The sequence below is a fragment of the Mycoplasmopsis anatis genome, assembly GCF_900660655.1.
Lineage (GTDB): Bacteria > Bacillota_I > Bacilli_A > Mycoplasmatales > Metamycoplasmataceae > Mycoplasmopsis > Mycoplasmopsis anatis.
Genome location: NZ_LR215035.1, coordinates 719,685 through 740,747 on the forward strand (window position 1 = coordinate 719,685; position 21,063 = coordinate 740,747).

At 22.8% G+C, this 21,063-nt stretch carries 15 protein-coding genes; 9 read left to right on the forward strand and 6 right to left on the reverse strand.

Annotated features, from left to right (window positions below):
- Positions 1 to 6: 6 nt before the first annotated feature.
- The 4 genes from EXC66_RS03005 to EXC66_RS03015 all read right to left on the reverse strand — a co-directional run bounded on the left by EXC66_RS03005 (position 7) and on the right by EXC66_RS03015 (position 5,159).
- Entirely contained in the window at positions 7 to 1,311 is a 1,305-nt protein-coding gene (locus tag EXC66_RS03005; protein WP_006886802.1) for an ATP-binding protein, read from the reverse strand.
- A gap of 1,020 nt (positions 1,312 to 2,331) precedes the next feature.
- A complete protein-coding gene (locus EXC66_RS03010; protein ID WP_129622287.1) occupies positions 2,332 to 3,513 on the reverse strand; it encodes an IS30 family transposase in 1,182 nt (393 codons plus the stop codon).
- 97 nt (positions 3,514 to 3,610) lie between these two features.
- Entirely contained in the window at positions 3,611 to 3,784 is a 174-nt protein-coding gene (locus EXC66_RS04335) for a hypothetical protein (RefSeq protein WP_006886226.1), read from the reverse strand.
- Positions 3,785 to 3,836: 52 nt separating this feature from the next.
- Entirely contained in the window at positions 3,837 to 5,159 is a 1,323-nt protein-coding gene (locus EXC66_RS03015) for a hypothetical protein (protein ID WP_006886227.1), read from the reverse strand.
- A 773-nt stretch (positions 5,160 to 5,932) separates the two neighbouring features.
- Between EXC66_RS03015 and EXC66_RS03020 the strand changes: the two genes are divergently transcribed.
- The 9 genes from EXC66_RS03020 to EXC66_RS03065 all read left to right on the forward strand — a co-directional run bounded on the left by EXC66_RS03020 (position 5,933) and on the right by EXC66_RS03065 (position 17,593).
- Positions 5,933 to 7,114, forward strand: a complete 1,182-nt coding sequence (locus tag EXC66_RS03020; protein ID WP_006886228.1) for an HNH endonuclease signature motif containing protein — start codon at positions 5,933 to 5,935, stop codon at positions 7,112 to 7,114.
- 57 nt (positions 7,115 to 7,171) lie between these two features.
- Entirely contained in the window at positions 7,172 to 8,974 is a 1,803-nt protein-coding gene (gene dcm / locus EXC66_RS03025) for a DNA (cytosine-5-)-methyltransferase (RefSeq protein WP_006886229.1), read from the forward strand.
- Between the two features lie 426 nt (positions 8,975 to 9,400).
- Positions 9,401 to 9,754 (forward strand): type II toxin-antitoxin system RnlB family antitoxin, encoded by a 354-nt coding sequence (locus tag EXC66_RS03030; RefSeq protein ID WP_006886230.1) that lies wholly within the window; start codon positions 9,401 to 9,403, stop codon positions 9,752 to 9,754.
- 779 nt (positions 9,755 to 10,533) lie between these two features.
- Positions 10,534 to 11,013: a Panacea domain-containing protein gene (locus tag EXC66_RS03035; protein WP_006886231.1), complete on the forward strand. Its 480-nt coding sequence runs from the start codon at positions 10,534 to 10,536 to the stop codon at positions 11,011 to 11,013.
- A 167-nt stretch (positions 11,014 to 11,180) separates the two neighbouring features.
- Positions 11,181 to 11,720, forward strand: a complete 540-nt coding sequence (locus tag EXC66_RS03040) for a hypothetical protein (RefSeq protein ID WP_006886232.1) — start codon at positions 11,181 to 11,183, stop codon at positions 11,718 to 11,720.
- Positions 11,721 to 12,208: 488 nt separating this feature from the next.
- Positions 12,209 to 13,147, forward strand: coding sequence for an ATP-binding protein (locus EXC66_RS03045; protein WP_006886233.1), 939 nt, complete (start codon positions 12,209 to 12,211; stop codon positions 13,145 to 13,147).
- A gap of 632 nt (positions 13,148 to 13,779) precedes the next feature.
- Positions 13,780 to 14,937, forward strand: a complete 1,158-nt coding sequence (locus EXC66_RS03050) for a DNA methyltransferase (RefSeq protein WP_006886234.1) — start codon at positions 13,780 to 13,782, stop codon at positions 14,935 to 14,937.
- Between the two features lie 254 nt (positions 14,938 to 15,191).
- Positions 15,192 to 15,671, forward strand: coding sequence for a hypothetical protein (locus tag EXC66_RS03055; protein ID WP_006886235.1), 480 nt, complete (start codon positions 15,192 to 15,194; stop codon positions 15,669 to 15,671).
- A 458-nt stretch (positions 15,672 to 16,129) separates the two neighbouring features.
- Positions 16,130 to 17,593, forward strand: a complete 1,464-nt coding sequence (locus EXC66_RS03065) for a DUF2326 domain-containing protein (RefSeq protein WP_040544238.1) — start codon at positions 16,130 to 16,132, stop codon at positions 17,591 to 17,593.
- Positions 17,594 to 17,735: 142 nt separating this feature from the next.
- Here EXC66_RS03065 and EXC66_RS03070 read toward each other — a convergent pair whose 3' ends face one another.
- Positions 17,736 to 19,637, reverse strand: a complete 1,902-nt coding sequence (locus tag EXC66_RS03070) for a hypothetical protein (protein WP_006886240.1) — start codon at positions 19,635 to 19,637, stop codon at positions 17,736 to 17,738.
- Positions 19,638 to 19,675: 38 nt separating this feature from the next.
- Positions 19,676 to 21,022, reverse strand: coding sequence for a hypothetical protein (locus tag EXC66_RS03075; RefSeq protein ID WP_006886241.1), 1,347 nt, complete (start codon positions 21,020 to 21,022; stop codon positions 19,676 to 19,678).
- Positions 21,023 to 21,063 lie beyond the last annotated feature (41 nt).

Below are 21,063 nucleotides of genomic sequence, written 5' to 3' on the forward strand. Positions count from 1 at the left end.
ACTAAATTAATAATCGATTAAACTTTCATCTAAAAGAAAGTTTTCAACACCTATATATAAAATTCCATTTTCATCATAAATTGGTTTTATATTATCCTTAACAATAACGATTTTTTTGAATGAGTCACCAGTTCTTCTTAGTGATTCAGTTTCTTGAAGTCTCTTTTCAGCTGTATCTACATTAAGAGCTGATTGAATATAATATCTATTACTTCCGATATTTATAATAAAGTCAACTTCCAGTTGCTTTCTAAGAGATTTTCCATTAGAATCTTTTGTGTTATATTCAACAATACCAACATCAACGTTGTATCCTCTCATTCTTAATTCATTATAAATCACGTTTTCCATTATATGTGTGATTTCATTTTGTCTAAAATTTAATCTGGCATTTCTAAGTCCTAAATCACTAAAGTAGTATTTGTGTGGAGTTGAAATGTATTTTTTTCCTTTAACATCATATCTTTGAGCTTTTTCAATCAAAAAAGCATCTTCAAAATAACCTAGATAGTTAGAAATAATATATTGACTTACAGTTATATTTTTCTCTGATTTAATAGTTTTTTCTAATTTACTTGGATTAGTTAGTGAACCAATATGAGATGAAATAATATCAAGTAAACTACTGATTACTGTTTCAACATTTGAGATATTATGACGTTCTTTGATATCTTTAAGATAAGTTGTTTCAAAAATACCTTTTAAATATTCACTTTTTTGATTGTGAGTTTTTAATTCAACCACTGAATGCGGCATTCCTCCATAAATACAATAATCACTGAATGCATTATTTTTATTTCCTTCGTAACAACTATAAAATTCAGCGAACGAAAATGGATAAACTTTAATTTCATCACCCCGATCTCTAAACTGAGTTAACACATCTTTAGAAAGCATTTTTGAATTACTTCCAGTTACATAAATATCTACATTTTGAATTTTCATTAGACCAATTAAGACATCAACAAAAGTTATTTTTGAATCATCTTCTTCAAAAAAAGGATTTTTTATTTCCTTTACAAATTGAATTTCATCAATAAAAATATAGTATTGAAGTGTACTATCTACAATTTGATCTCTTAAATATTTATTTAATTCTATTGGGTTTCTATATTTGAGGTTTTGAATATCATCTAAGCTAATTTTTATAATTTGTTCGTTTGTTACTCCTGTCGACAAAAGATATTTGCAATATAGTGTAAATAGAAGAAATGATTTCCCACATCTTCTAATTCCAGTAATTATTTTTACTCTTCCATTTTGTTTTTTAGAAATAAGTTTATTTAAATATCTAGGTCTTTGAATTTCCATATCACTCCATTTAAAATTTTTGCGTATTTACGCATTTTTATTAAATATATTATAACATTTATAGCTATGCTGACTTTAATTTATTTAAAATTTTTGCGTATTTACGCATTTTTATTAAATAAAACTGTTAGTATAAATTTAATATAGATTTATAGTTATCTCTTCATTGCTTCCATGAAATCAATTCTTTTTTCTTTTTTAAAACACATGCAAACAATAAATTAATATATGAAAAGAATTATTAAAGTGTACTTATGGACATATATATAATGTAAAACGAATGGATGATTAACAATTGTTGTGATTCTTATTCATTTTTTGTTGCGTTTTAACTGTAAATATTATATTTTTATATAACAACTTTATGGATTTACTATATTAAAATGTGAATCCATATACCAATGTACAAGTGAGTTCTTAAGCATCAACACCCATAACGTTATAGCAATAAGAGTAATTAGTTTTGTTATTAAAATAATTATGGTTTAGAATTGTTTATCTTGTATCACTTTAATGATATATTTATCAGTATTTTTGTTTAAATTTTTTAAATATGCTTTTAGACATCTTAAATTATATGTTTTCAAAAGCGAATGTTTTGGTATGAGAAACAATAATAAATAAAGCTGTTTATGTCATCTTATATTTAGGTTACTTGTGGTATTGAAAATTTTAAGCATAAAACTTTTTAGTATAAACAAACTTCAACAGTTATGATGTTTTATAATACTCTTCCCACCAATTGCATTCTTAGGTTTATTAACTTTATATTAAATTTCACTATAAACTAATAAACTTAGGTAAGTTTATAAAAAATAATTACATACTAAATTGCAAATTTTATTTGTGATTTGCTAAATTATTAAAAAAATATAAAGTGGAAAAGTCATGCGACCATTATTTTTATTTAAAGAGCTTGAAGTACAATAGTGCTTCAATATTTATAATTATATTGCTTTTTTATATAAAAAAGCACACCAAAAGAATCGGTCATGACCGATTTTAAAATTTTTTTCAATATTATTTTGAGATAAGTAATAAATATTTGTTAATTCTATTGATCATTATTTGAATTTGTTCATCAGAAAATTTGTCCATTGAAATACCTTTAGCAATATATCTTCTGATATGTCTATGAATGTTCTCGATAGAACCTTTTTGATATGAGCAGTACGCGTCACATTTGTATAAATTGTTTTGATTAATAACTTCGTGCAACAACACGTTCTCGGAGCCGTTGTCAATTGTTAAAGTTTTGATTTTTAATGCGTTATTTTCAATAATTTTAATCAATGATTTTTTAACTGCTAATGAAGTTTTTAGTGACCTAACTGAATAGAGTCTTCTAGATTTTCTATCTAAAACAGTAACTAAACAATACTTGTCCTCACGTTTACCAATAACTGTATCAAGTTCATAATGACCTTCCATAGTTCTATTGTTAGCTTCCTCAGGTCTTTGATGAATTGGAATTGCATTTTTAAGAGAACTTTTTTGAGTTTTAACAGTTCTCTTTCGGTATTTTCCTACCGAAAGAAATTGTAAAATATCTATAGATAATGAAAACTCATTTGACTTTAAGCACTTATATACAGTGCTTGTCGTAGGACAAGGACTATTAGGGTAATGTTTTTTAAATTTATTAACAAGTGCTTTAGCAGAAACTTTTATGGCTCTTTTTGTAAAATCCTTACTAAATCGATTTTTTCTAAAATAGTCAACTTCTTCATTTCAAAATCTAATAAAATCTTTTCATTTGTTTTGAATAGTTTTTGAGTGAAGTCTAGTTCTTCTTGACCTATAAAATATCAAATGTTCAGCTAACAAATTAAAATCTATATAGTTAACATAGTTAATATAATTGTCGCAATTGCGACAAACTTTCTTAAATTTCTTAACAAAATCACCTTGATTTGTTGCAGAAATTTTTAATAGTTTTTTAATAGTTTTTGGTTGAAATCTTACAATGTTTGAAACTTGAGAAATGGTTTTATTTTGCCCTATTAACCTTAAACATTCATTAAAATGAAGAATACTCATTTGATTCTCTTTCAATAGTCTTGTTTTTAAGACTTTCGAATGTAATAACCTAATTTCTTCATCAGAATTCTTTATCAAATAATGATTGTTAGGAAGATGTTTTCGTTTAGTTTTTATACACACAACTTTTTCAAGAGAATTTTTAATATTTGCTATAATCATACTGGGTCCTTTCGTATTTTTTGGAGCAATATTATTTTACTAAAAGACCCAATAAATAAAAACAGTCATGCGATAATGGTCGCATGACTTTTCTATTTTACGATGTTTTTAATTCTTGTTCTTTTTCTAAGTTTAGAAATACAGATTTTTGTAAGTAAATAACATTTAAATCAGGGAGATCATCAACTTCATTATCAATTATGTTTTTATAATCTAAACCTAAATTACAGATATTGTCTCTAAGAATATTAAAATTGTTATGTTTATACATATTTAAATTATATATTATTCAAAATATAATATAAAAAAGGTACTAGCACCCTTTATACATACTTATAATCTGGTAATTTATTAAGATAATCATTTATCTTTCTTATAATCAATTGATTATTCTCATTGATTTTATTGCTGTTTAGTTCATATTTTTTCATTAAATTTATGACATTTATAAAATTTATATCAATTAATTTTTCTATCAAAACATTTGTTATCATTTTACTCTCATTGATCAATTTTTCTTCTATTATAATATCAATTTTGTTTCCACAAATATCATCAGAAGAAATTATTTTTTTATCACTTATTCAATCTAATGTTATAAAACCTTTTAATTTTGTAAATGGTTTTGCTCTAAATTCTACATTAAATTTTAAATCTTCCTTCGGAATATCAAATGGTAATGCATTACCAATTTTTTCTAACAACTCCTTTCAATAACTATATTCAAAGGCATATTTTGGTAATTTAGTAATTGTTTTAGAGTCAAACATAATATCTAATATAAATCATTGTTTAAGAGCACTATAAATAAGTTTTTTGTTAAACACACATTGAAATATTAACTCTCATTTTTTTAATCAATCTAATTCTTTAAAAATAGCATTTTTAGTTGAAAAATTCAATCTATTAAAAATATTACCTACAATATTAATGAAACAACCGTAATTTATTCCGAATTCTTGATTATCAGTTAATAAATATTTTTTATAAAATTTTTGATTTATTTCTTCTTGTGAATTATAAATTTTAAAAACAAATTTATTTTTAGTTATTTTTTCACAAATTTGTTCTCAAACTCCTTTATTTTCACTGTTCATATTTCAAAGTTTTAATTTATATCCTTGTTTATCTAAACAAATCAGAAGATAACAACACAGTGCAAAAACATTAGTAAATGGAACGTATTCTCCATTTACCTCTAACATATGAATGGTAATTTTATTATTATTTATTCCTATTTCTTTAATTGCGTTTAATAGATTATTTTTAATACTATCATTCGATTTTATGTTTAACTTATTTACATTAAAAATATAATTATTTAAAAAATTAATGATACCATAACAATCAACAAATACTGAATCATTTTCTCAAGGTAAAGATCTTTTTACCCGCTCACTAATGTCTATAAAGTTATTTACAGACTCTATTGGTTTGTTTTTTACTCCAATTTCTTTAAAATAATCATCAAAATAGCAATTAATATTGCTAGTTCCAAATTTTTTAATATTTTCCTTTCTTTCATTAAACATACTTTCTATGTTTGGCAATTCACTAAATTTATTTCTAAGCAATTCATATCTTACATCTACAAAGATATCTCTAACCTTATATAAAATTTCTTCTATATTGTTTATTGTTTTCATAACCTAATTATATTAATATTAACTATATTCTTTATTAAATTCTTGTATTAAATGGAAATGTGAAAATTGTAAATACTCAAAAATCATTTTTCTTAAGAAGTTATTTATAGTTCTAATCAAAATTAAACATTAAGAATTTATAATACAAAACTAATCAATATTAACACCATTTTGGTGTTTTTTATTTGTCTCAATCAAATAATAAAAATCCTGTTTAACAAGAGCTATTGAAGAATTTTACTTTTGTTATTAAAAAATCATAATTATAAGTATTCATTCGCTCATTTCCTTTTTTATTCTCCCAATTATGTCGCATTTTAGGTGAATGTTAAGCTTTTTAGCTGATTGAATCATTCTATTTTTGTGCTTTATATAATAAAAATAACACACAATTATTGTTTATCTTTGTTTTAATTGTGCTAACTTTTAGATTTTTATAGCACAATTAAAACATATTAAATCTATTTGTGTTTAATTCTATTTTGATAAATAGTACTAATCCTGAAACAGAACTTAAATGAGAAAATATGCTACCAATTCTACGCGAACAATATAAAACTTAAATAATTAAATGTTTTAGGAAAGTTTTTTATCCTAAAAAATTAATAGAAAACTAACATACAATATAATAAATCTAAAAATAAAAAAATAATTTTTAACATTTAATAGTAATTGAAGTAATCTTTTTGTTTTATCTTAATAAAAAATAAAATTGTGAAACAAAACTGAAAATAATTATAATTAAGGTTCATTAATCTATAATTTAAGATGATATGAAACTGGATAAAAAAACTGTGAAAGAGTTAGAACTAAATTCTTTGCTTACAATTTTCTTTAACTTGAATAAAGTCACAAACAAAATCTATAGTGTAAATTCAACCTTTAGACAGTCCAAACACTCGAATGATAATATCTGTAGTTTTATTAACACCATAGAAAAATCTATTGTATATTGAACTAAATTAGAATTTAAGAGTATAAGTGATTCTACAAATTACATTTATGAATTTGATTCTGATTTAAAATTAGATGAACTATTAGATCTAATTTATAGTGAAATACAACTTAAAAAAATAAAAATTAGTCAAGAAGAATTTGAACGCAAAATCATAATATCATTGTTTGCTTTTCGTGGTAGTGCAGATTTTAAACTTAATTTTTATTCTGTTGATGTGCCTAAAATACTAAATAATGAAAAATATTTTAATTTGCTATTTTTATTACTAACTAATATAAGTCAATTAAATTTACTAAATTTAAATTTTAGAGAATTACAAAATGATTATATAGAGAAAAATAAGAAAAGAAATACACAAATAAGAATTAATTTAAAATGATTTTTTGATAATTTTTCTGAAAATTTAAGAATGATAAATATTTATAAATACAATATTCTTATAAAAAATAAAAATTTAATCAAAGATAAAAATATTGATAACTTTTTAAGTTTTGGATTTATAGAAAGACTACTTATTTATAAAGATAAAATTTTACCTGATAAACATAGTGAGAACTTAAATGAAAGTAATATTAAGATATATAGGGAAGCGTTGAAATTTGATGAAGAAGATAAAGATGGTATTGTAAAAAGGAATACAAACTTAATAAAAGTAGTAAGAGAAACACTACCCGATATATGTTATGCATGTAATGATTTATATCCTATAGAGAATAGAACATTTAAGTTTAGAAATAAAGATATGTGATACTTAGAAATTCACCATGTTATTTCATTTTCTAAAGATAGTTCTTCAGATCAAATTGATAATTTAGTCAAACTTTGTCCTTCCTGTCACAAAGCTTTAACCAAGAATAGAGCAGAACAAGAATATCAATTAAAATTAATTAATAACATTGTAAGAAATGCTAACTTTATCAAAGAATACGTTTCAATACTCGCAAAAACTAACAACGTTGATAAAATCGTTGAATTTATTTATAAATCATTAGCATAAATTGTTAAAAAATATATAATTGAGGAAGTTAATATAAACTACCTCGGAGTAATGATTATGAATAAAAAGTTTTTAATTTTAGATTTATTTTGTGGAGCTGGAGGGATAAGTGTTGGTCTCGAACAAATATCTAACTTCAAATCAGTAATTGGTCTAGATTTCAATAAACAAGCCTTAGAAACGTACAAGTTTAATCATAAAGACGCTATAGGAATCCACGGTGATATCACATTAAAGGAAGTAAAAGAAAGAATTATTAATTTATCCAAAGAAAAAGGTATAAATATGATAGTTGGCGGTCCGTCATGCCAAGGTTTCTCTAATAAAGGAAAAATGTTAGGTTTAAATGATCCAAGAAATTATTTATTCAAGGAATATGTAGAAATAGTGAAGCACGTTAAACCAAAATTATTCATTTTAGAAAACGTAAAAGGTATGATTAGCAGCGAAAATGGATATTTTATAAACGAAATAGTAAAGTCATTTGAAGAATTAGGATACAAAATTTCTTATAAAGTATTGAATGCAGCAGACTTTGGTGTTCCACAAAATAGAGAAAGAACTATATTAATAGGGAGTTTAGATTTTCATTTTAACTTTAGAATTTTAGATGAATTTAAAACAAAAACTCCTACTGTTTATGAAGCAATATCTGATTTATCATATTTAAATTCTGGAGAAGGTGAAGAAATATCGGATTATATTAATGAACCCGTTTCATACTATCAAAAACTAATGAGAAAAAATTCACTTAAACTTTATAATCATAAAGCTACAAATCATTCTAAACATGCTTTGTATAAATTATCATTAATTCCACCAGAAAAAGGAAAGGAATTCTTACCAAAAGAATTATTAGGAAAGCAAAAATTTAAGACAACTTGAACTAGATTAGAATGAAATGAACCTAGTCCAACAATAGATACTCGGTTTGATACTCCTTCTAACGGAAAAAATACACACCCAATATTAAATAGAGCAATAACACCAAGAGAAGCAGCAAGATTGCAGTCATTCCCTGATGATTTTATTTTTACAGGAACAAAAACTAGTGTTTGTACGCAAATTGGTAATGCTGTACCACCACTTTTAGCAAAAGCTATAGGATTAGGGATAATTAAAGCATATTCGCTCGCGAGTGATAAATATGAAATTGATAATTGTACAATTTATAATGAAGATGCTTATTTAATTTATGATACATTGCTCAAAAATAATATTAAAGTCGATCATATAATAACCGATCCGCCCTATAATATATCTAAAAAAAATAATTTTAATACAATGAAATCATCAAATAGAAAAGGTATTTATTTCGGTGACTGAGATAATGGTTTTGATATTTATAACTGAATTGAAAAATATAGTAAGTTAGTAAAAATCAACGGGTCAATGATAATTTTTTGTTCATATAGATATATAAGTTATTTGATTAATTTTATAGAGAAATGTGATTTTGATGTAAAGGATATAATTGAATGAAAAAAGACAAATCCAATGCCGCGTAATGTTAATAGAAGATATGTACAAGATACAGAATTTGCTATATGAGCGGTAAAAAAGAAATCTAGATGAACTTTTAATAAACCTAGGGATAAGAAATATTTAAGATCTACCTTCGTTTCACCAGTAGTTTCTGGGTTAGAGAGAACATCACACCCGACACAAAAGTCATTATCTATTATAGAAGAATTGATTAAAATTCATACAAACGAAGGTGATTTAATACTAGATATGTTTTTAGGTTCAGGAACTACAGCACTTGCTTGTTTAAGGAATAATAGAAAAATCTTAGGAATTGAAAAGGATAAAGTTTATTTTAATATTGCCGTTGAAAGAATACAACAACTCTATAAATAAATTTATTTAACCAAAATAGTTTTAACTTTTGCTGATTATCAAGATGCTTGAAGTGATTTTAATAGTGAACTTGATTTAAATGAAATCTTTTTAGACCGTGATGCTGGAAGCAGAAAAAAATTTATACTTCATTCACTTCATACATCACAAATATCATTAAATACCTAAACAAAGATTAAAATGGTAATTATGTGCATAATTACGTTGACTTACCTACTCATTATTCAACAGATCCTGAAATTGAACCTAAATGAGAAAATATGCTTCCACTTTTAAGAAAACAATACAAAACTAATCAATATTAACACCTTTTTGGTGTTTTTATATAGAAAACACAATTCTATAATAATTTAGAAAATTAAAAAATGTATATAATAAAAATGTGTATAAAAATCATTTGCTTCAAACATATATAAGAGAGATTTTATGAAACCATATTTAATAAATAATTTAAAGATGGATAGTTTTGATGTGATAATAACTTTGTTAGACTATCGAATTCAAATATCTGAATATTTAATGTCGATTAAAATATTTCCTACAGGAACAAAGCGAATTTTAATAGATACTGCTTTATGTTCAGGAATAAATGAATATAGATTTATTGAGGTTGAATTAAAAAATGATGACAAGATAGATTTAGATTGTTATAGTTATGTAGTTGTTAATGATGATATTATTAAAAAAGCAAACGAAATATTGAAATATCAAACTGTTTTTTTGGATAACTGTGTTTTAACAAAATCACAAATTAAAAAAATAGTACAAACTTTAAATTAATTTCACTTTAAGTGCAAACAGACTTGTGTTTGCGCTTTTTAGTTTTAGATAATAAAAAAAGTCTATTTATAGTATTTCTCTTTAACCTATCATATCTTTGAATATTTTTTTAAGTATTGTGTTATATTTCATATTATATTGTTCTTATTGTGCTATTATTATAAAATTTTATAGCACAAAACAAACATAAAAAAGAATTTTGTACTACAACACTTTAAAAATTTGTAAATATAGAATAAAAGCTTATTTATAATAAGCGACTTATATCTCGTTGCTTTTACACATCAAAGTCAATACAAAATATGCATAAAAACAGCAATTAAAAGGAAAAAGAAAATTAAACAGAGAATTAGGAACCTTAAGATAACGTCTTGGCATTTTGCAGTATCATTTGGGGAATAAATTTATATGTTATCATGCATAAAGTTCCCCAATGGTTATTTTTATATTGCATTGTTCTCTAACAACTATTTTTCATAAAATCCGAAATAACAGTTATATCTTCAACAGATCCTAAAACTGTACTTAGATGAGAAAATATGCTCCGATTCTCTTATCGCAATACAAGAACAATTTTATTAACCTTCATGTCTTCCTACAGTTTTTTTTCTAAAAGATTAATAGAAAACTAACATACAATATAATAAACCTAAAAATAAAAAATAATTTTCAACATTTAATAGTAATTAAATTAATCTTTTTTGTTTTATCCCTACAAAATAGGATAATAACAATCTATTGACGCGTTAAAATTTAGTTGTAAGAAGGAAAGTAAAACGATGAATAAGAAGATTAAAAAAGGGAAATATGATGTTTTAACAATCTCAAACTATGTTTTAAAGTATTCAAAACAAAAAGGGTATTTTATTAATATAACTAAGTTGATGAAACTTTTATATTTTATCCAAGCTAAAGAATTGGTGGAAAATAATAAAAAATGTTTCAATGAAAAGATTTTAGCATGAGAATTTGGTCCGGCTATTTATGAAGTTTTCGAAAAATATAAACTTATGTTTGGATTAAATGGTATTTTAACTAATGATGATGAATCAATTGATAAAAAAACTAAGAAAATAATTGAATCTATTGTTGAAAAATATTCTGATAAAGATGCTATGGACCTAACAAATCAAACACACTCTTCTGGTCCGTGAAAGCAATACTGAGAAATTGATAAAAATAGTATAAAAAATGAAATACCTGTAGAAGAAATAAAGAAATTTTATTCTTCAGATAAAGGAATTAAGGAAATAGAATAGATGTTTGATCCTGAATCAGATGAGATATTTTTATCATTTTTCTTAAGAAGTGATTTATAGTTCAAATCAAAATTATTTTTTTATAATTCTCATTTTTATAAATAACGGCATAATGTATATGTAAATGTTTCCATTTACAAATAAAGTTAATGACTTAAAAGGAGAAAATGAAACAAAAAGATTTTTTAAACAAAATAGATTATGCTATTTATGACTATGAAAGTAAAATACAAGATAATGCATTTACTGGTATTGAAGATATAGAACGTTTTACATTTAATAATGTTTTTTATTATTCAAGAAGTGGAAACGAAAAAATATCTGTAGAAGAACTTGTTGGAGAAATAGCTTCAAAAAATATACCAAGACAAAGATATGAAATTTTTAAACTAGTTCCAGAATTAGAATATAAAATCAATGAAATTTTATTTGACGGAACATATGATAATTTAGAGCAACTATTAAAACGTGCGCTATTTGAATACCAAAAAGATTTTGTGCTAGAAAATATTGAACATTTATTTAGATTACATTTCCTAAATTTAGCTAAAGAAATTGTTAAAAATAGCGGAAGAGAAGAAATTAAGGTAAATTGAGAGTGATTTAATGATTTAGTTATTAAGAAAGCTAAAGAGTTTTGTTCAAAAGATGTGTTGTATAAGTATGTTCCGACAGAATTTAATGAATTTAAAGAAATTTTAGTCTAGTAAATATAAATTAAGTACATAAATAAAGCAAAAATAAATAATATCAACACAAATTTAAATATATTCAAATAACTCTTTAGATAAATCAATTTTATAAACCCAAAGCAAAAAACAAAAATTGATATTAATTTGACAAGGAACTAACTACCAACATCATAAAAGAATACTTCTTAACAGGTAAAGGACAAGAATTAATTTATTAGAAAAATAACCAAATAATACTTTATACGTCATTTATACCGACAAATAAACCGACAAATGTCTATTTAAAATGACGGTTTAAAATGAATTATTGTAATTTTTCTATTATAAATTGATTAATTTAGTGTTGTTTTGCATATTAATAGATGTTTAAACCGACAGGAATAAAATATACCGTCATTTATACCGACATTTAAACCGCCAACAATATAAATGTTGCTATAATATTAAAATGACTAATAATAATCGCTATATAGAATCAGAAATTTTGGAGTTAAAAGAAAAAAATGAATGATAATTTAACATTCTCTAGTCTTAAAATATATTATGAAGAGAAAAATAAGCATTTGGATAACAATACTTTTGAAAAGAACCTTTCATTAAGAAATTCACTTAATCAATACAATCTTCTTGCTGAATTACTAGCAGATAAAAATAATTTATCATTAGTCTTTGTTAAATTTAATGGAATTGATAAAACTTCCATTTCGCAAAGAGTTGACGTAGGTAATGTTTGTATAATTACAGCGTACAAAAATCTTATAAATAGACTTAAATCACTAAATACAAATTTTTTAGATACAACTGTTAGGCCTAGAATAGAGATTCCGCTTTTTGATATGGATTCAGTAAATGAAGCAATTTTAAACGCAATTATCCATAATGATTGAACAATTGGAACTCCACAAATTTCATTTTACAGTAATAGAATTGAAATTGTTTCTCATGGTGGATTGATATCTGGATTAAGTGAAGATGAATTCTTTGATGGGATTAGTAGACCAAGGAATCGAAGTTTAATGAGAATTTTCATTGATTTAGGATTAGTTGAACATACAGTGCATGGTGTTCCTAAAATAATTAGTGTTTATGGAAAAGAATCAATTAAAATTGGTAATAGTTCAATAAAGTGTATTATTCCTTTTAATATAAATGGTAATGTTCAAATTAATCAAAATTTTGATGAAAACTTAATTAACAATAATGAAGAAAATAATAAAACAAATTATTTTGATAAATCATTATTAGACTTAAGGGATAATGAAAGATTAATTTTAAATTGCATTACTAACAACTCACAAATTACAATACTAAAGCTTTCAGAATTAACAAGTCTTTCAACTAGAACAGTTGAAAGAATAATATCTTCATTACAAACTAAATCAATTTTAATTAGAGAAGGTTCAAAGAAAAAAGGAAAGTGAGTAATAAAAAGATTAAATTAAGATAAAAAAATCAATATTTTTTATTTTTATAATAAACTTAAGGTGATTAAATTATAAATTCTATTATAGATGACTTCATCTGTAAATATCTCAATAAAACTGAAAAGAAGGTAGTGAATATATCTGAACCGAAATTCCTGTAGAAGAGATAAAAGAATATTTTTCATCCGAAATGGGTAAAAAAGAAATAAGTTAAATATTAACTTATCAATATTTCCACAAATAAAAAATGTGTTTAGACACATTTTTTATTTGCTCAAAATCTATTTAAATAAATCTTAAATTTTTTCTTTCTTTATGATGTATGAACGATTATATTGCAAAGAAATGGTAAATATACTAAAAATTTTATTAAAATCACTCTCTTTACTATAAATAAACAGTTTACTTACTTAATTACTACCCCCAAAACTACCCTTAAAATTCCCCCTAAATTATAATAATACAACCCAAGAAACTATCCGAGAAAATACCAATAAAAAACTAAAATATAGAAATAATGAAATCGATGAATAATGACTGCTGATAACTAAATTTTTTTCTAATTATTTTAATAAGTTTATTATGGTATTATTTCCATATTTGTTATAATAGGAATACTTATATATAAAAATTAAAAAGGAAATCATATATTGAAACTAACTCAAGAAGAAAAAGAGAGAATAAATTTTCACTCATATAAAAAAATAAATGGTTTAAACAGTTATTTAGGAACGTTCCCTTTAGAATTGCCAACTTACTTTATTTCTAAATATAGCAATGAAAACGATTTAGTTATGGATAATTTTTCAGGACGTGGTTCTAGCTTAGTAGCTGCTAGAATGCTCAAAAGAAATTTCATTGGTAATGATTTAAATCCATATGCTTATGTCTGCTCTAAATTTAAGACGATTAAAAATATGAAAAAAGAAGATATTTTAAATCAAATAGATAATTTAAAAAATGAATTTTTAATTTGAAAAGAAAATAACTTAATCGACCCCGATGATTTAATTTTTAATGATATTAAGATATTTTTTCATTGAGATACATTAGTTGAATTATTTTTTATCAGAGAAAAAATAGGCAAGAACTGATTAACTAATAATGATTTAGATAATACAATTTTATGTTTTTTACTTTCTATACTACACGGTAATGAAAGAAAAGACGGAAACAGTTCATACTTAAGCATTTCTATGCCTAACACAATATCAATGTCCCCTAACTATGTTAAAAACTATATTAAAAATAATAACCTAAATCTTAAATATAGAAATGTTTTTGAATTATTAAAAAGAAGAATTGACTTAAATTGAAATGAAGTACTTGAAACGAGTGAAAATTACTTAAAGATATTCTTTGCAAATTCAACAGAGGAGTTAAGTTTTGTTGATGATCAAAGTGTTCAAATTGTTTTTACTTCACCACCATATCTTAAAGTTGTGAATTACACTAACTCAAATTGATTAAGATTGTGAGTTTTAGGTTTCGAAAGAGAAAAATTAAAAAATGAAATTAAATTAGATGATAAACATAATTTTGATTCATATTGTAATTTCATACTTAGTTATTTAAAAAATATTTATCCTAAGATAAAAATTAATGGTTATGTATTTTTAGTGATAGGGGATGTTAATGATTTTGACCTTGCTAATGAAACATGAAATACAATAAAGGATGAAGTTAAATTTGAATTGATCAATATTTTTGAACAGAACATAGATAGCAATAAAAAGATATTAAAAATTCTAAAGAGTAAATCAAATGCTACCAAAAAAGACAAAATTATTATGCTTAGAAAATATTAGTGAATATATTTTACTTAAAAAGTTTAGATAGGTTGAACTATCAGGGAATTCCTAATAGTCGGAAACCTAACAATTAAGTTGAATTTTTATGCTTATGAAATCATTTTCATATACGTTATAATAGTTAAAAAAGTAGTGGGAAGAATAAAAAGAATGAAAGAAATTTAAATAATGATTTTAAAATTGATGAAAATTGAAGGACAAAGAATATTAGCAAAAAAGAGGATAAAACTAATTAAAATATGGAGAAAACTATGGAATTAAAGGATTTAAATTGAAATTTTAAGAATTTAGAAGATGTACAAAAACAAGTCAAGGATCGTCAAAAGTACTTTTTAAAAAATCGTTCTAGGGTTTTGTGAGAAATTTATTATGGAGAGAGTAATGAAATTAAAGTGCCTGTGATTCATATTAAATTTTGTGATATGAGAAAAGCATACAGTGGTTTTAGCGAATTAAGAAAATCTAAGGAAGGTGATTTTTTCGCAAATGAATATATTAAGTATTTTAATCGTGTTGAAGAAACTCCATCAATTTTTACAAATCCGCAAGATATTATAGATTATGTTGAAAAACACAAATTACCTATTATTTTTTATGATAATTCAATAGATGAAGAACTTAGTTTTGTAGAAACAAAAAAATATTTTAGAGAATGCGATAATTCAGAAAGAATAGAATTTGAAGCACTTATAAAGAATATAAGATCTAAAACACGTAATTATAAAAATTAACTGGATAGTCTGAAATATTTTAAAAAATAAAATAACTAAAAAAACAATAAAGGAGATCTATGATTTTACCAAATAAAGATATTGAGTTATCATCAAGTTATATTGGTATAAGTGCTCTTATATTATCAGCATTAAAAATTACAAAATTCCTGTTGAAATTTTGTGAGAAAAAGCAGTTAAAGTTTTTAAGAAATATAAACTAAAATAAATGCCTACACTACAAAAATTTGTATATGTATTAGATTTTATGTATATTGTAGGAATGATAAATTATGATAATGAAGGGAAAATTTATAATGAAAATTATTAAACTTAATATTTTTGATAATTCGCACAACTTAATTAGAAAAATAAAGTTTAATTTGAGTGGTGTTTCCTTTCTATTTACAAATGCGGATAGTTCTAAAAAAATATAAAAAAACAGTAATGTTTTAGATAATACATTAATTTTAAAATTTATGGACTTTATTTTGGGTAAATATATTGATGAAAATAAAATTGAACCTAAGATATTAAATTATTATATTGAAGCTGTTGTTCTATTTAATAATAAAAAGTATCATATAAAAATAATTTTTGAACAAGGTAATTTTAATAATGTTTTTGTTAATGATAAGAAAATGAGCTTAAAACAATACATAACAAGTTTTAACATAAAAAGAGAGTTATTTTCTAGTCAAATTTCATTGTCGAACAATTCTAAAACTAAATTGTTAAATTACCAACCTTATTTAGAACTATTAAAACTAGATAATTTAAGTCAATTAGTTAATAAAATCTACAATTTAAGAAAAGAATTATCAATTTTAAAAATCTCAAAGAAAGAAATTGTAAAACAACTAATTAAAATCTTGGATAAAAAAGAATCAGAAGTTATTGACGAACTAATCTTTTGAGCAGATAAAGATATTGAGAAATTAGAAAAGATAACTAAAAATAATCTTGCTATTATCAATAATAATAAAAGAGTAGTAATAGATGAAAAACTATCCTTACAATATGAAATTGATTCAAAAAACTTAAAAATTAAACTAGATGATATACAAAAATTAACTAGTGAAAAAGAAAGACTTATAAAATTTATTGATTTTATGAAAGAAGATAATGTTAAAAGTTCAACAATAATATCAATTTTAGAAATGACTAAGCAAAAGGTACCCGAAATGGTTAAAAAACAATTGATTGAAGTAGAACAATTTCACAAAAACATTACAAGCGATAGAAAAGAAATACTAGAAAAAAAGATAAAAAATATAAATGAATATATAAATATTTTGAGTAATGAAATTGAAGAAATAAAATTCAGAATAGAAAGCTTTAACAACATTGTTAGTAAAAATACTGAACTAGATAGTAGTTTAATTAAATACAATCAAGAAACTACAGAATTAAAAAAATTAAAGTATCAAAAAGCTGAATTATCGAATCTGGAACAAGTGATAAATTCAATTAACAGGGTTTCAAAAGAAATTAGAACTTCTCTAATATTGTTAAATGAAACCTTAAGAAATTATGATGATGTTATTAGTAAATATAGAACCTTTTTATGTGAAATGACTAAAAAATGTTATTCTCAAAGTAAAAATGTTATAGCTTTCTTTAATATAGAAATTGATCAGAAAAAAATAACTAAAAATCTAATTAAATTTATATTATCATTGAATACCGAAACAAATGAACACAGTGAAAAATTCAAAAACTGTATTATTGATTATTTAGTTTTTAACTTTAATGATTACATCCCATTTTTAATACAGGACTATTCTTGTTTTAATGGACTAGAATTACAACAGATAAAATCAATTATTCAAGAAGCTAAAACAATATCTGAAAAGAATAACAAACAACTAATCATTGCTATTAATAAATCTCAAGTTATTGATAATGAATTTTTGGATCAAATAAAGTCTAGTGCAGTTTAATTTATAAAATCAAAATATTCTTTTAACAAAGAATATTTTTTATTACTATAAATGAGTTGTTTTAATGATGATTTTTAATCTTAATACAACAAAAACTTAATTGTTTAAAATAAAAAAATTAATCTTTTTACATAGATTAATCTTATTTAGTTGTACTAAAGAATTTTTCTAAAGAGTTATCTTTATTTGATATAAATTCATATATAGAATTTAGTTGTGTTATAAAAGTGTTGAAGTAGTCAGTTCTAGATAGACTAACGAATTTATTTATTCCTTCGATTATTTCTCCTGACAACCTTTCTATTTCCATATCATTATGAAATCAATGGAATGAATGAGCAAAGAAATTTAGTATTTCAATTTTGAAAATTCTTATAATTTTGCTGATGAAATTATTGTAAATTTCTTCACTAAATCCAAAACTATCTTTATTAAAACAAAATTTATCATTAAATTTTTCCAAATGATATTTCAAATGAAGAATTTCAAACATTTCATTATTTTTTAGTCTTTTCATATCAATATTTTCATAAATTTCATATGAATATGGGTTAAAACAAATTTTAATTAGGTGTAAAGCTAAATTCTTATCCAATTTCTTAGATAAGTTTTGTATCCTAATTTCATATTTATCTTTATTTTTATCACTATAACATTTTAGAACTTGGTCTATTATAAATAACTTAGAAATAAGTTCAATAAATGCTCTTATTGATCTAGCTGTCGAGAAAATATCTACAGTATCATTTTTAACTATAATTAAAGATTGTTCAAATTGATTTAATCCATTTGTTAATAATGAAGTAATTTTGTTGAATTTGTCGGTTATTTTTCTGTTTGTTATTTCTATATTTATTTCTTTTTCGGATTGCTTATTGGATTTTTTCATCAAATCAAGAATCTCTAGAGAACAATACTTCAGTTTACTTTTATTTAATTCGTATTTTTTAAATAATTCATCAATTTTAATTATTTCTTTAATTATCATCTGTTCAATTACTATCGACAAATCATAACCTTTTGAGTTAATTGATTTATCAACAATTATTTTGTTAATAACCGAACTTATATCGTTTTCAAAATTTATTATTTTAGAATTAATTTTTATTACTCTAAATTTTTCATTATCATAACTAATTTCTAGTTGCTTATCTTCATCAGGGATAGTAAAAGGTAATGCATTTATTAATGAGTCAAAAAATTTAGTTCAATAGTTTTTGTTAAATAAATATTTTTTATATCTAATTATTGCTTCATCAGACAAAAAATGCTTAACAAAAGAGTGGTTTTTGACTATTTTGAAAATCTCTTTTGGGTTATTTTCTATAGAAAGTAAATAGGAATTACTTTTATTTTCATTAACATACTTTTCAATATCATTAATATTTCTTAAATTTTTATTTTCTGAAATATTGTTAAAGATATTTGAAAAAGCTCCAAAAGGTAAATTAAAAGTATTTTTTGTCTTAAGAAATTGTGGTTCTACTAAATTATTATTTATTTCTTCCTGATTTTTATAAACAACAAATTCTAATTCACTTCTATTTAAATATCCACTTATAATATCAAATGTAGAATCAGAAATCAACTTCCTATTAAGTGAGTTTAAGAATTCATAAACTTCTTTGTAATAATCTCTTAACTTACATACCTGAAAAAGAGAAAATATAAGAAGATTATCAAAAGGAACTTTGTAATCACCTACTTCAATAAAATTTATTTGTGTTTTAGTTAATTTTATATTATTAGACAAAAAAATATTTATCTTCTCATCTTTTGTTATTATATCCTTCGCTAAAAATGATTTTATACATTCAAAACTATTAAAGAAACTAATTTTCAACTTATAATCTAAATAATCAAATTTACTAATAAAATTACTTAATTTATTATTTTTTTCTATTTGAAAAAAGTTAATTTGTTTTGAATATATTAATTCTAGATTAGGTAAATCTTCTTTAGATTTTTTCATCGCTTCCATATAATCTACACCTAAATTACAGAAGTTTTTATCTAAAAAATCAACATTATTATACTTATTCATGTATAAATTATATCTTAATAAATTAATGAATAAAAATGTTAATACCCATCACATATATTTGTTATCAATTTATTACTTTTATTTTTAGAAAAATATTTAGTTATTTCGTGATAAATAATCTTATTACAGCTTCTTAATTTTTCATAATTAACACCATATTTAGATATCAATTTAGGTACATTTATAAAACCAATTTCTATGAGTTTTTCAATTATTCTATCTGTTATTTTATTTTCTTCATTGATAAGTTTTTCATCTACTATTTTTCATAAATTCAATTTACAAATTTCTTTTTCAAAAAATAATGTGTCTTCTTTAATTCATCCTAGTTTAACATAACCAGAAAAATATTTATACGTTCTTCCTTTTATTATTGTTGTTAATTTTAAATCTTCTTCTGGAATATTAAATGGAAGTAAATCACCTATTTTCTCAAAGAATGATTTCCAATAATCTATATTGAAAGCATATTTAGGTAGTTTAGTAATACTTTTATCATCAAACATTCAACCAAGTAAAAATTTTTCTTTTATAGCTCTATAAAATTCTGACTTGTTAAATATACATTGTAATAACAAATAATTAGTATCAAATAATCCATTAGTTTTTCATCGATTTAATTCTTTGTTTAATCTGTTTTTTGCAGAAATGTTTCATGTATTAAAAGTTTTTTCACAAACATTAGCAAAAACACCATAATTAACACCGTAATTTTGGTCATCTGTTAATAGGTATTTTTTATAGAATTTTTGATTTATTTCTTCTTGTGAACTATAAATTTTAAAAACGAATTTATTTTTAGTTATTTTGTTATAAATTTGTTCTCAAATCTCTTTATTTTCACTATTAAAATTTAAATAGTTGAGCTTATATCCCTGCTTATCTAAACAAATTAAAACATAGCAACACAATGCAAAAACATTTGTAAATGGAACATATTGCTCATTTAATTCCAAAATATGAACAACAATTTCATCATTTTCAACTCCAATTTGATTAATAGCTTCTAAAAGCTTTTGTCTTTTTCTTTTTTCTTTTTCTTCATAAGCAAAATAACCTTTTTCAAATAAAACATAATAATCTAAAAAAGATAACATTTTAAGAATATTTGTATCATTGCTGAAAAATGAATTACTATATTTATTATTTAACTCAAAATTTAATAATTTATTTTCTGAATAAATGTATTTCTTTTTATCATTTGTTTCTTGAAAATAAGTATTTCAAGGATAGTCTTCTTCAAAATATGAATTTGGAAGTAGTTCAATTCCTCTTTTAATATCTGGCAAATTATAGAAATTATTTTTTATTATTCAATATCTGACATCTATTAAAAAACCATTAATTTTAGAAAAAACTTGTTCAATATTTCATGTTGTTCTCATAGACTAATTATATTAGTATTGAATATATTTTTTATTAAAAT